The organism is Shewanella abyssi (assembly GCF_023284025.1).
Lineage (GTDB): Bacteria > Pseudomonadota > Gammaproteobacteria > Enterobacterales > Shewanellaceae > Shewanella > Shewanella abyssi.
This window is the reverse complement of record NZ_JAKIKR010000004.1, coordinates 52,117-65,306: the sequence shown is the minus strand read 5'-3', so window position 1 is coordinate 65,306 and position 13,190 is coordinate 52,117. Positions and strand designations below refer to the sequence as shown.

10 protein-coding genes and 1 pseudogene are annotated in these 13,190 nt (G+C 44.9%); 6 read left to right on the top strand and 5 right to left on the bottom strand.

The window, feature by feature from the left end:
- The first annotated feature begins 187 nt into the window (after positions 1-187).
- Positions 188-3,451, top strand: coding sequence for an nSTAND1 domain-containing NTPase (locus L2755_RS03230; RefSeq protein WP_248979320.1), 3,264 nt, complete (start codon positions 188-190; stop codon positions 3,449-3,451).
- Positions 3,452-3,529: 78 nt separating this feature from the next.
- Positions 3,530-3,904: a DP-EP family protein gene (locus tag L2755_RS03225; RefSeq protein ID WP_248979319.1), complete on the top strand. Its 375-nt coding sequence runs from the start codon at positions 3,530-3,532 to the stop codon at positions 3,902-3,904.
- A gap of 452 nt (positions 3,905-4,356) precedes the next feature.
- Here the strand turns inward: L2755_RS03225 and L2755_RS03220 are convergent.
- Positions 4,357-4,482, bottom strand: a pseudogene (locus L2755_RS03220) (transposase); the annotation flags it as partial.
- Positions 4,483-4,703: 221 nt separating this feature from the next.
- Entirely contained in the window at positions 4,704-5,675 is a 972-nt protein-coding gene (locus tag L2755_RS03215) for a transposase (RefSeq protein ID WP_248979318.1), read from the bottom strand.
- A gap of 691 nt (positions 5,676-6,366) precedes the next feature.
- On the opposite strand from L2755_RS03215, the gene L2755_RS03210 reads away from it, so the two are divergent.
- Both L2755_RS03210 and L2755_RS03205 read left to right on the top strand, forming a co-directional pair.
- Entirely contained in the window at positions 6,367-7,422 is a 1,056-nt protein-coding gene (locus L2755_RS03210) for a GGDEF domain-containing protein (protein ID WP_248979317.1), read from the top strand.
- Positions 7,423-7,480: 58 nt separating this feature from the next.
- Positions 7,481-8,104 carry a hypothetical protein gene (locus tag L2755_RS03205; protein WP_248979316.1) on the top strand — a complete coding sequence of 208 codons (624 nt, stop codon included), beginning with the start codon at positions 7,481-7,483 and terminating at the stop codon, positions 8,102-8,104.
- Positions 8,105-8,142: 38 nt separating this feature from the next.
- Here the strand turns inward: L2755_RS03205 and L2755_RS03200 are convergent, their stop codons facing one another.
- Positions 8,143-8,637, bottom strand: a complete 495-nt coding sequence (locus L2755_RS03200) for a peptidylprolyl isomerase (protein WP_248979315.1) — start codon at positions 8,635-8,637, stop codon at positions 8,143-8,145.
- 104 nt (positions 8,638-8,741) lie between these two features.
- Complete coding sequence (locus L2755_RS03195; protein WP_248979314.1) at positions 8,742-9,797, bottom strand: cysteine synthase A; 1,056 nt, start codon at positions 9,795-9,797, stop codon at positions 8,742-8,744.
- Between the two features lie 518 nt (positions 9,798-10,315).
- Between L2755_RS03195 and L2755_RS03190 the strand changes: the two genes are divergently transcribed.
- On the top strand, positions 10,316-11,908 hold the full coding sequence (locus tag L2755_RS03190) for a S41 family peptidase (protein ID WP_248979313.1): 1,593 nt from the start codon (positions 10,316-10,318) through the stop codon (positions 11,906-11,908).
- The gene (locus L2755_RS03185) at positions 11,908-12,285 is read left to right on the top strand and encodes a hypothetical protein (protein WP_248979312.1); all 378 of its coding nucleotides are present in this window, start codon (positions 11,908-11,910) and stop codon (positions 12,283-12,285) included. Before L2755_RS03190 ends, L2755_RS03185 begins: the two co-directional genes overlap by 1 nt.
- A gap of 92 nt (positions 12,286-12,377) precedes the next feature.
- Here L2755_RS03185 and L2755_RS03180 read toward each other — a convergent pair whose 3' ends face one another.
- Positions 12,378-12,863: a hypothetical protein gene (locus L2755_RS03180; RefSeq protein ID WP_248979311.1), complete on the bottom strand. Its 486-nt coding sequence runs from the start codon at positions 12,861-12,863 to the stop codon at positions 12,378-12,380.
- Positions 12,864-13,190 lie beyond the last annotated feature (327 nt).

The window sequence follows — 13,190 nt, the reverse complement described above, 5'->3', positions numbered from 1 at the left end:
AAATAAACATTAAAATAACAAGCCACACTCTTCTATTACATCCTAAACGGTGACATAATCATTGACGCTTTAGTCTTTAAATGCCTGATTTCAGAATTCATTTTTATTAGCTTCAGGCTAAACCCAATAGGACTGATTGAGTGCTAAGCGGTTATGCATCGCCCTATAGAACCAATGGAATGAAACTATGAGTGATACCACTTTTTTCTTCGGTGAATGGCAAATTGATCCCAGCGCTAATAGCTTGCGCGCCGGTAAACAGGTCAAGCAGCTAGAACCCAAAGCCATGGATGTGCTAACACTACTGTGCCAACGCGCAGGTGAAGTATTAAGTAGCGATGACATTGTTAACCATTGCTGGCCCAACACCGATGTGGGTGACAACCCGCTACATAAAATCATCAATCAAATACGCCGCGCACTCGGCGACAGCGCAACCTCCCCCATATTCATTGAAACCATTCGTAAACGCGGTTATCGCACCTTAGCTGAAGTACGCTTTCCCATTGGCCAAGAAAAAGTCGCCGACCATCAGAGTTGGCAAAGTGGTTCACCCTTTCCCGGCCTACAAGCCTATGGTGCCGACTATGCCGACGTCTTCTTTGGCCGCGGTAAACAGATCAGCGTCTTGCTGGATAGAATAAGCCAGCAAATTAAATACGGCAGAGCCTTTTGCCTGACCCTTGGCCCTAGCGGCAGCGGTAAGTCATCGCTCATCAATGCCGGCGTAATGCCTAATTTAATGACCACCGCCGGTTACAACAGTGTCAAAGTCGCCTCCTATAGCGAGCTCGATTTTGCCGATGTTAGCGGTTCACAGCTGTTTATTGAGCTGGCCAGTGCCATGCTCGACTGGGAGATAAACGAGCTGCCGGTGTTTGATGGTTATAGTGCCGACACACTGGCCACCAGCTTGATCAATAAGCCCAATGCCGTCATTAAGCTATGCCAGCAAGCACTAAAAGCACAAACCGAGGGCTTTACCCATTTCTCGCTGTTTATCGACAGACTAGAAATTTTACTGTCGTCCCCCTTGTTTAACGATGATGAACGCCATCAATTTGTCGAGCTTATCGAGCACTTGGCCACCTCGGGCACCGTATTGATACTCAGTGCTTGCCGCAATGAGTTTTACCCGCTGCTGGTGAACTTCCCCACCTTAATGGCGGGCAAAAGCCGCGGCGCTCATTTCGATTTAGCGCCGCCCTCTCGCAGCGAGCTGTTGCAGATGATCCGTCTGCCTGCCATTGCCGCCAACCTAAGCTGGGACAACGACCCCGACACTGCCATGCCGCTAGACCAACTGCTTTGCAGCGAGGCCGCCAGCAACCCAGATGCGCTGCCGATGCTGCAATATATGTTGCAGGCATTATATCTAAAGCGCAGCGCCGATAATCAACTGCAAGTGTCAGTCTATAAAGAGCTCGGCGGCATCGAGGGCGCCATCGGTAAAAACGCCGAAGACGCGGTTAATAGCTTAACCGCTGAGCAAAAAGCCTGCCTGCCACAGGTACTGTCCCTGCTGATCACCTTAAGGGAAGACGAAATATCCATCACCAGCCGCACCGCCCGCTGGTCACAGCTACAGACCGAGTCAGCACATGCCCTGGTGCAAGCCATGGTCGACAGCCGACTGTTTGTCTCCCACCTGCAAAATGGAGAACCCTGCTTTAGCATCGCCCACGAAGCGCTATTACGCCGCTGGCCCCGTGCCACCAGCTGGATAGAGGCGCATCTCAGTGACTTGCAGATAAAAAGCCGTTTATATCACCTTGCCAAACGCTGGCGCAAAGAGCACAAAAACAGTGCCTATCTGCTCGCGGGCGGCAAACCGCTCAAAGAGGCGCAAACCCTGCAGCAAAACCCCCTGTTTGCCATCGAGCCCCAAGAGCGCGAGCTCATTGCCGCCTCAGCCCAACAACAGCAGCTAAAGCGCTGGCGTAAACGCCTCACCATAGCAACGCTGTGCATTTTGTCTGTGCTGTCGCTAATGATGAGTATCAAGAGTAACCAAGCGGAAAAGGTCGCCCAGCAAAAGCGCTTGGCGGCAGAGAACCTGCTCGGCTTTATGGTGGGGGATTTCGCCGACAAGATGCGCGGCATCGGCCGTATGGATCTGCTCGATGGCATCAGCAATAAAGCGTTAGAATACTTTACCGACGCCAACCTCGCCGGTAAAAAAAGCTACGATAACAACCTTGGCTTTGACGCTAACTTCCAACATGCGCAAACCTTAGAGGCCATGGGCGAAGTAGCCTATTCACGTAATAAACTCGATGAGGCCAGCAGCGCCTTTCATGCCGCCCGCAGCAAGTTAACCGCGTTATTAAATCAGCAGCCACACAATTTAGAGCTGCTTAAAACCTTAGGCGCCAATGCCTTTTGGATAGGCCAGCTCGATTACGATAAAAGCGACTGGGACGCGGCAAGAGTGTGGTTTGAAAAATATCTCGCCTACAGCCAGAGCATGTTTGATATCGCGCCAGAGGATAATGATGCCTTGATGGAGTTGTCCTATGCGCAGAGTACGCTAGGGTCGGTGTCGATGGAGCTACAGGACTTTGCTAATGCGCGTAAGGGATTTGAGGCTTCGTTAGAATTAAATCTACAAGCGCTAACTAAAGATACAACCAACTCTCAACTAATTGCAGATGTTGCCAATACACGTTCGTGGCTGGCTCGAGCAGTGCTGGCACAGGGCGATATTCATGCAGCTATAAAAATACACCGGAAAATCCAACAGCAATTAAACACTAGTAATATTAATGACCCTTATACCTTAGAAAGATTAGCAGGAAGTCATCACCTACTTGCAACTTTATTTCATTATCTTGGCCGTGATAAAGATGCTTATAATCAGGCTCAATTGAGCTATCAAGCTATAACAGAGGCATTAAAACATGACCCTGAAAATAAACTCTGGCGGCTACAGCAATATAACACCTTTTTTATTATGCAAATATTTATCGATGACTCTCAAAGCTTGCCTAAAGAGTATCGACCAATACAGATTGCTGCAATGCTCGAAGCTGATCAATCATTTAAAAAATCTATACAAGTTGACATTGTTTGGGCAAAATATCATTTTGCTGCAGCGACTTTTTACCTTAAAAATAAGGATTATAAACAAAGCGCATTACACGCAGCGAAGTCGACGCACTTTTTTGAAATTATTGTGGAAAGGCAACCAGCGAATAGGCTTTACCTTAATAAGTTATCCGCCAGTGAACTGTTGCAAGTTCAGATCGCTAAAAACACAATCATCTCTCCCATAAGTATGCAGAAATGCTATCAAGCAAAACAACGAATGAAGAATATCGTAAAAATAAACCAAAGTCCTAGATTTGCTATCGTCTACGCAAGGGCTTTAGCCTGCCTTGGTGAATTAGACAGTCAATCAGAATTAAGTAGTAGACTAAAAAGTAATGGTATTAAAGTTGATAAATTTTGATGACTAGCCGATAGGATCAATTAAATCGAAACATGTTTTTGAATAACCAACTCCCCCACTAAATCAAAGGAAGATGAAATGTCTGATACATCCAACATCGTAGAGTTTAACCTGATAGTAACCTTGGCCAACAACGTACCGGAATTTAATTACACTGATATAAACAATCAACCAGTTACTGGTGATTTTATTGTTACGCAAGAGCAAACCATCACATATAAGCTAATAGATAATACCGATAGAGGATTGAAATTTGTCGGCGCCGCCTTTGAAAGACCGTTCAATAAGGTCATTGATGATGTTTGGCTTCAAGGTAATGGCCAGCAGATAAACCTGCTCGATCTAGATAAGATTGTCGGCAAGGCGAGTTTTCGCTTCGTATTATCAAACAGCCAAAATAGTCTAATGCTATTAAGCCCTGATCCAGTAATAATTAGCCGTGGACAGACTTAAGCAAGATTAACTAAAAGATGGGACAGCCATATCTTTAAATAACCAATTAACCATGGCAAAACAATAACCATGGCCCCCATAGTTAACCCCAAAAGATGAGGCACCTCTGCCTCATCTTTTTTGCATTGATAAATTACCCAGATCCGTTTAAAAAGGACTTTACATCAAAATAAATATAGCCACCCACTGTTAATCAATAACATACGAAGCGAATAGCAACAAAAAATAAATATAGCCACCCACTGTTAATCAATAACATACGAAGCGAATAGCAAAATACTAAGACTCTGAATATTTCAACTATGATGTTGAGGCTTTGAAGGCGGCTATAACTTGCGCTAAGGGTAAGAAATGATTGATTTACCGGGAAAATGTTGATTTACAGATGCGGGATTTCAGCTCTGTTTATTTACAGAGAAAGTGGCCTTGGAGTATTGAGGTAGAACCTAACCTTATTGAAGGTACTGACAACTACTCGAAAAGTGCCGTCGCCTTTTATTTAAGTGTTCGCAGTATGTGCTTAACTCCTGCAATGTTCCAACGGGACCGTGAAAAAGACTCCCAAACTCGGAATAAATATAGCCACCCATTGTTAATCAATAACATACGAAGCGAATGGCAAAATACTAAGACTCTGAATCTTTCAACTATGATGTTGAGGCTTTGAAGGCGGCTATAACTTGCGCTAAGAGTAAGAAATGATTGATTTACTGGGAAAATGTTGATTTACAGATGCGGGATTTCAGCTCTGTTTATTTACAGAGAAAGTTGCCTTGGAGTATTGAGGTAGAACCTAACCTTATTGAAGGTACTGACAACTACTCGAAAAGTGCCGTCGCCTTTTATTTAAGTGTTCGCAGTATGTGCTTAACTCCTGCAATGTTCCAACGGGACCGTGAAAAAGACTCCCAAACTCGGTGGTTATTTTCAGCCAGTTGGCAGTAGGAATATTCAGTCGATGCAATATTTTTTGTGCATTAGCTGATATTGCCCCTCTCTTATCAGCGCGAATAATTCGCCCTGTTTCGTCAACCAATTCAAGATAATCATTCAGGCTGAATGCGACACCTTTAGGTTGATGTTTATGCTCGTTACCAATAAATGGCAGTAAGTTTGTTGGTTGCTCACCGTTTAATGCCGCCTTAACACGCAGTTGCAGACTGGTATAATCTGACTCTTCAGGCGTGGTCGCCATTTTGGCCCTAATGGGATTGAGCTCTACATAGGTCATGCAGGCCAGTACCGCGGCTTCATCTAGTAGCGCTTGGCTTTTGAATCGCCCTTCCCAAAAATGCCCAGTGCAGTTGTCTTCAAAGTTAGCTTGACGTGCGATTGGCTCATTGAGGCAACGCATAAACCAGCTGATATCACAAAGCCTTGAGCGATAAGTTGCGATAGAGTGTTTTAGTTGAGCAACTAAGTAGTCGTCAATCACCTCTCCTTTAACAAATTTTTGCGTCAACGGTGTTCCATTAAAGCATTTATGCCACTGCTCTACGACTTCTCTATCTGACCATCTATTAACCGTTTCAATATCAATATAGAGCACAACATGAAGGTGATTACTCATCACTGCGTAAGCCGCTACATCGATGGCAAATACCTCTGTCAGCTTGAGTATTTGCGTTTCAACCCAGCCGCGTCGGTGGTCATAGTTTTTACCAGTGTATTTATCGTCACCACAGAGAAATGCTTGCCGAACCACCCGGCTACAACAGTGGTAAAAAGGGGTGTCTTCAAGGCTAACTTGCGTACTTCGTGGACGTGCCATACCTACCTCTTACATAAACTCATGACTCAAGTTTAGTCGGTTGTCTGAAAATGTGCGATTAACAATGGCTGGCCATATTTTTGGCCTGTGAGTTTAAAAGGCAGCATCAAGGCGGCAAGTGGTGTAAGGGGAAATCCTATAGCCATGCATTACACCCCTAGCCCAGAAATTCCATTAACTAGTTTTTAAAGTGCTGGCAACTCATCGAAAAGTGCGTCGCAGGTGTTCACAGTAAAGGCTTAGCTCTTGCTAATGTGCCAACGGGAGCATGAGAAAGCAGTCCGAACTCGGTGCTGATTAACATTGGCAGGCTATATTTCTTAGTCTATTTCCTCCGCCATATTTTTACCGCACCTAACACCTAGCACCTAGCACCTAGCACCTAGCACCTAGCACCTAGCATCTAACACCTAGCATCTAACACCTAGCACCTAGCACCTAGCACCTAGCACCTAGCATTTAACGCCTAACCAATCATCCCAACTAGCGACAAACTAATACCTTTGTACATGATGGCGACCATTACCAGTACTTTCGAATGACTTGGATCTATCACCAATAAAAATAAAAGCAAATAGTAACAACAACTTAAACAAGAAGATTACCGAAAGGTTAAATTTAATCCCTTTAGCTAAAGTAACTCCATAATAAACGCGAGCTTAGCGTTAAATTCATTAAAGGGATATTTGCTATGTTGCTGACTCCAACTGATACTGTTTCTAATAGGGCTTTAAACTCAGCATCATCTGCTAATGCTATTAATACCACCAGTAAGACAGCTAGCAAAACAGTGTCTTCTAGTCCGCTAAAAACCACTCATCAACTGCCGAGCGCTGAGCTGCAACCGCTTAAGATGTTAGTTAGCTTATTAATGGAAGCGGTAGTGGTCGTTGATGAACACGGTACGATTCAACTCATCAACGAACATGCTATCGATCTCTTACTCGCTGATGCTCTGGAAGCTGATGAGCCAACAACGTCACCGACATTGATTGGCCAGCAGTGGCAAACCTATTTAATGGAACCACAAAAAACCCTTTACCAAAAAATGATTATTGAATCACGTACCGGCGCCCGTCCGTTAAACCACGCCCCCGCAGAGACCACACTGCGACTAGCAAACGATGCCAGCAAAGATGTCGAGGTATCGATAACACATTTTGCCTTGAGCACGCCGCTATTTGCCATTGTGATTAGAGATTTGACTAAATATCGCGCCGAATATAAGCAACTGCATCAATGGGCATCCACCGACTGCTTAACCAAATTGGCCAACCGTCGCGTGTTTGATGCTGAGCTACAAAACCATTGGCAAAGCTGTACCGATAAAAATCGCCCCGTCAGCGTATTGATCATCGATATTGACCACTTTAAATCTTTTAACGACAAATACGGCCATATTCTTGGTGACTACTGTTTACAAAAAATTGCCAAAGCTATCGAAAGTTCGCTGCCTGATCTTGATTGTACTGCCGCGCGTTATGGTGGTGAAGAGTTTGCCATTATTCTGCCTAACAGCAATGCTAGCCAGGTAGCGCAAACTGCACGACTGATCCAAAAGAACATTAACGACTTAAGCTATATGGATATAGGTTTAGATGCGTCTGTTTCGGTCAGTGTGAGCCAAGGACACGCTAGTGAAATTAATGGTCAGTTCAGAACCAGTACTGCCTTACTATGCGCTGCAGATACCGCACTTTATCGCGCCAAAGCCGATGGTCGTAACCGTATTAATGCTTGTGTGTAATAAATGCACGCGAGACCGATAACGAGATCCTGATAACTCAGATTGACAGGGAGTTTAGATGCAATATGACAAAAGTAAGTATCAGATCCTACAGCTTCCGAGCCCATTATTGCTATTTCGAACCATTAACCCCATGTTGGCGATTAATGAATTAATATTGGGTCAGCGACTTCCTAAAGTCACTCTCATCGAAAAAGATAGCAAGGAACCACTGTTATCCAGACAAGTGGTTCCCTGCCCACATTGCAACGCAATGAACCCAGGCAGCTTGTGGAGCAATGGCAACGCTTTTGGCCATTGGTTTGGCTACGTTTGCCCAGAGTGCAGCGGCATCATCCCCTGTTTATGGAACCTCAGCAGTTTATTGCTACTCACACTCAGTGCGCCAGTTTGGTTATTGCTTCAAAAAGGCCTGAAGAAACGCTGGCTAGCAATAAGCTATCGACGGGTAACGTCGATGAAAGCTAAGCTCCCCACCGTGAATAAAGATCAATCCTTCATAAAAACGGCACAAGCTTTTGCGGTACTGATATTTCTGTTTATGTTGTTTATACAAAGCAGAGCATCAGATTTGAGCTTTCAGCAAGCCGTTATCAGCCTGGTTATAAGCAGCGTTGTAGGAGTGATGTTTGGCAAGGCGATGTCGTTAACTAAGCTTGCAACATCAAAAAAGCGCTATTGATATAGCGCTCTAATTAGCAATTGATTGAGGAACTGTGATCAATCTTTAAGGGTGACTTTTTCGATAATGATCTGCTCTCTAGGCACATCATCATGACCCGCTTGCGAAGCCGTTTTCGCTCTACCCATCTTAGTCACAACATCCATGCCCGCTGTTACCTTACCAAATACAGCATATCCCCAGCCGACATTGGTGGTGGCGGTATAATCAAGAAATGCATTGTCGCCTAGATTAATAAAAAACTGCCCTGTGGCTGAATGCGGCGCATCAGTACGCGCCATCGCGATAGTGCCTCTAAGGTTTTTAAGTCCTCTGTTGGCTTCATTGACAATGGCTGCCCGAGTTGGCTTTTCTTCCATTTCGGCAGTAAAGCCACCGCCTTGCGCCATAAAGCCTTTAATCACCCGATGGAAAATAGTGCCCTCGTAAAAGCCATCTTCACAATACTTAATAAAGTTTTTCGCGCTTACTGGCGCCTTTTCAAAATTAAGTTCTATCTCAATATCGCCAAAATTAGTGGTGAAAATAATCATATCAACTCACACAAGCCACAAAATATTGGCCTAAGTATACCTTGTGTCGCTAACATCGATACCAGCTTGTTGTTTATCCCCAAAAACACGCGGCGCGATGGGTTTTAATGGGCCACCTTCACCACCGCTGCATTCGGTTGGTTTTTATAACGCCGAAACATATCCTCGAGCGACTCTATCGGCTGGTTAAAGCCTTTGCTTGCAAGGTACTGCTCACTATACAGTTTAGATGACGATCGCTCGGCCACGTCGCAATAGAAAGTCACAATGGTATTGCCTTTGCCCATTTTAGCCGCGGCGTAGAGTGCCCCAGCGATATTGAGGGCAGAACTACTACCAAGCACGATACCGTCTTGCTCTTGCACGTGATGTGCGATGGCAATAAGGTCGAGATCAGGCAAGGTTATCGCTTTATCGATTTTTGCTTGTCTGAAGTTTTCAACCAAGCGCATTATTCCAATCCCTTCGGTAAACGAACTGCCACTTGCTGCATATTGACCCGTTTTAAGGTAGGCATATATGCCCGAACCGTCAGGGTCAACCAACCATGTTTGCAGTGCCGGGTTTTGCTCGGATAGATAACGAGAGTTACCGGCAATAGTGCCGCCGGTGCCTGCAACTGAGACCAATGCGTCGACGTGACCATTGGTTTGTTGCCAAATTTCAGGCCCAGTATGTAGATAATGCGCTTTAGCATTACTGGTATTTTCAAATTGATCAGCCCACCAATAATCGTCATTGCCCTCAGCAAGTCGCTTGGCGGTATGATAAAAATGGTCAGGGTTGGCAAATGGACAAGCATCAACCAACATCAACTTGGCGCCATAGAGCGTGATCATCTGCTCTTTCTCAGGCGCTTGCCCCTTAGGCATCACCACCAGCATGTTAAACCCCAGCGCTTTAGCCACCAGCGCCAAACCGATACCCGTGTTACCCGCAGTGCCTTCCACTATCGTCATTCCGGGTTTGAGTTTGCCGCTCTCTATAGCATCTGTGACCAACTGCAGTGCAGCGCGATCTTTAATCGAACCACCGGGATTTTGCTGCTCACATTTGATTAGAATTTCACAGCCGCTGAGGGTCGATAAACTGCCGATCCGCAGTAGATCGGTATGACCGATAAGCTGGATAATATTGCTCGATAATGAAGGATATTCCATAGATTGCCTTATCTGTTACTCGTTATAGCTATCGTGAAACGGCATACGTACAATTTATCAGCGATTGAACTAACACCAACTAGACACGTGTACACACAGTGGAGTATTATCAGCTTCAACGTTTGATGTAAGGGCTCTTGAGTCACCCCTCACACCCTTGCGGGATATAAACCGCCGTGCGAAGCCTAAAGTGATCGACACTGGTTACCATATGGCTAAACACTACAATAAAAAATCCATCAACCCAAACGTTTATAACCTTATTTGAGTGTCATGGAAGACGCTCACCCTTTTTAGCTTAGCCACTGATTTAATGCCGGCATCTAAACCACTCGACGCAATTCCCCTGCCGCTATTTGTCGCTCCAGCCAAGGATACTCTTAGCCGGACACTTAAATACATTTCCCTAACATTAAAACGATTTTAGATTACAAATAAGCCAACTTGTAATACAGTTGAAATAAATATCGCACCGTACTCTATCTTGTTAACTATATTAGATAAATGAAGGATTATTTATGATGCTGTACTCTACAAAGCTACTGCCGTTGGTTATTGCCGCAAGTCTTGGTTTGTCCGCCTGTGGCGGAGGAGGTTCTACTGGAAGCGACTCAATAGAACCACCAGCAACAGGTGGCTCTGTTACCCCAACTTGGGTGCAAGGTCAGTTCGCTAGTGACGCAAGTTTAGCTAACCAATGCAGTGCTAACCAAACCGGTAACACTTTGACAGAAAAGCTTTGGCTCCGCTCCTGGAGTGATGATACTTACCTTTGGTATAGTGAGATTATCGACCGCGATCCCGCCCCATATTCAGTTGCAGAGTATTTTGATCTTTTGCTAACAGACGAGTTATCGGATTCCGGCAGTAGAAAAGACAATTTCCACTTCTCGATGTCTACCGATGAATGGAATGCGCTGAATCAATCAGGCGCCTCAGTAGGTTACGGTATCAACTTCGAACTCACTAACGGCTCCCAAAGCGCTGCCCGCAAAGTAACAGTCACTTATAATGAACCAGACTCTCCCGCAAGCGAAAACAATGTGACGCGCGGCGCGGTGATTGTCGAAATTGATGGCGTTAGTGTACAAGATGCCAATGATAGCGCCAGTATCGACATATTAAATGCAGGCCTATTTCCAAGCCAGAATGGTAAGCAAACCACGTTTACCATTAGAGATCTTGGCGCAGCACTCGACCGTACAGTAACACTAACGGCACAAACGATTGTCTCGACCCCAGTGCAGAATACTAAAACCATTCAAACCACTAGCGGTAAAGTCGGTTACCTGCAGTTTAACGCTCACATCGCTACTGCAGAGCGTGGACTCTTTGATGCACTAACCATATTAAGCCAAGCGGGTGTGGATGATCTGGTCATCGATCTTAGATATAACGGCGGCGGATTGCTGGCGATGGCAAGCCAGCTGGGGTACATGATTGCCGGTGAAGAGGCGACTGCCGAACGCACTTTTGAAAAAACCAACTTTAACGACAAATATCCTAACGTTAACCCAGTAACTAATCAGTCTTTATCGCCAATGCCATTTATAGACGAATCCCTTGGCTTTAATACAGGCCTGCTTGCAGCCGGCAGTCCACTACCGACATTGGACCTTAAACGTGTGTATGTTTTAACAACGGCGGGGACGTGTTCTGCCAGTGAAGCGCTAATGAACGGCTTGCGTGGTGTGGATATTGAAGTCATTCAAATTGGCGGCACAACCTGCGGTAAACCTTATGGTTTTTACCCAACTCCCAACTGCGAAACTACCTACTTTACTATTCAATTTAAAGGTGTGAACGACAAAGGCTTTGGCGAATACTCTGACGGTTTTGTGCCATCGACAAGCCCAACACTCGCCAGTGAAGTTCAAGGTTGTATGCTTGATGATGATTTAGGCCATGCTCTGGGCGATACAGATGAGCGCCTATTAAGCGCCGCACTTTATTATCGAGATAATGAGCGCTGCCCTACGATTGCAACAAGCACTGCACGCTCTTCAGCAGCAAGCGAGTTCGTTGATGAAGGCTTTATGTTAAAAGATGAGCGAAATCAAACGCTGTGGCAGAATAACCGTATCATCACCGATATTAAGGGAGCTTTGTAATGCTTAAACTAGCATTAGGCACTGCCCTAACAATTGGCTTAATGGGGTGCAGTGCATCTGCTGAAAATGACACAAAAGCAGTGCCTGCGCTGCTGCTATCACCTGATAGTTATAGTACTCGCCAACTTGCTGAGGCCATGTCCTATTTACTCAAGGCAAACGAGATAACAATAAGCCCAACTGCATTTACTCAAAGCAGTTTACTGGCCGTTGAGTGGAAGTCCCATAAAGATCCAAGCGGTCAGTTAATTATGGGGCGAAACTATGAGATGCCACAAATGGTACAGCTGTTTATTCAAGGGGATCTATGCATTTTGAGGCTGCAAAACAGTGATGAAGAGCGCGCATTACCCAAGCTAAAATGTAAAGCTGAATAAGCCATTTATTAACAATACAAACGCCGCATTATGCGGCGTTTTTTATGTTCCCAAAATAGCTTAACAACAACTTTGCAGTATCTCGCCTGCGGTCAAGACTCCGCTTTTTTGGCGGCGACGATTTCAGTCGCCAATTTTACAATCGGCACCAGTGCCCCTATGCCACCTTCACTAAAGGTTTTAATATCTTTACCTATTTTATGCATCCGCTCAATCGTCACCGCGACATCCATCGCCGAAGCTTCTAAGTCAGTCTTAAGTGCATCTGCTAATGCATCTCTAATTTCTATAGCAGTCTCGTTGCCTGAATCATTTTTAGAATGAAGCAGTAACATGGTGGCTGGGATCAAAGTCAAAATGCCATTCAACACCACTAACCACCACGCTTTTTGCGCATAGATCCCCAGCTCGGCAATGTTTAAATAGATAGCCACATTAATGGCTAACACTGTCAGTGCAAAAAAGGCTATAGAGATTGCGAGCAGTAACGCCGCTTTTCTTTGCTGTTTTATTTCGGCCTTTAATAAGCTTTTCTCCAAGCTATACAGCATCTGTAACTTTTCTATATTCATTTTCATCTGCGGCTACCTATACCCTTGCTAAAAGGTGGTTTTGATTATAATTGCGCTAATTATAGTCAATCGCCCAGCAACGGCTTCCTCTTTAAATTGCCAATTTAACAGTGCCGCATAAACAGAATCACTCCAAAGGCTCCATGATGGCTGCAGAGAAAAGGTCACCCCTGTGCGCTAGTAAGCTGTTTTGTTCCGAAAAAGACATCGAGCCAGTCCTTTGTTTCTAATTATTAAGTAGCCTCCATCTATGGAGTCAATTGATATCAAACCATTTTTACAACATTTATCACTTCTGCTAACGCTCTTTAAAGAGTAAAAAAGCAGCATAAG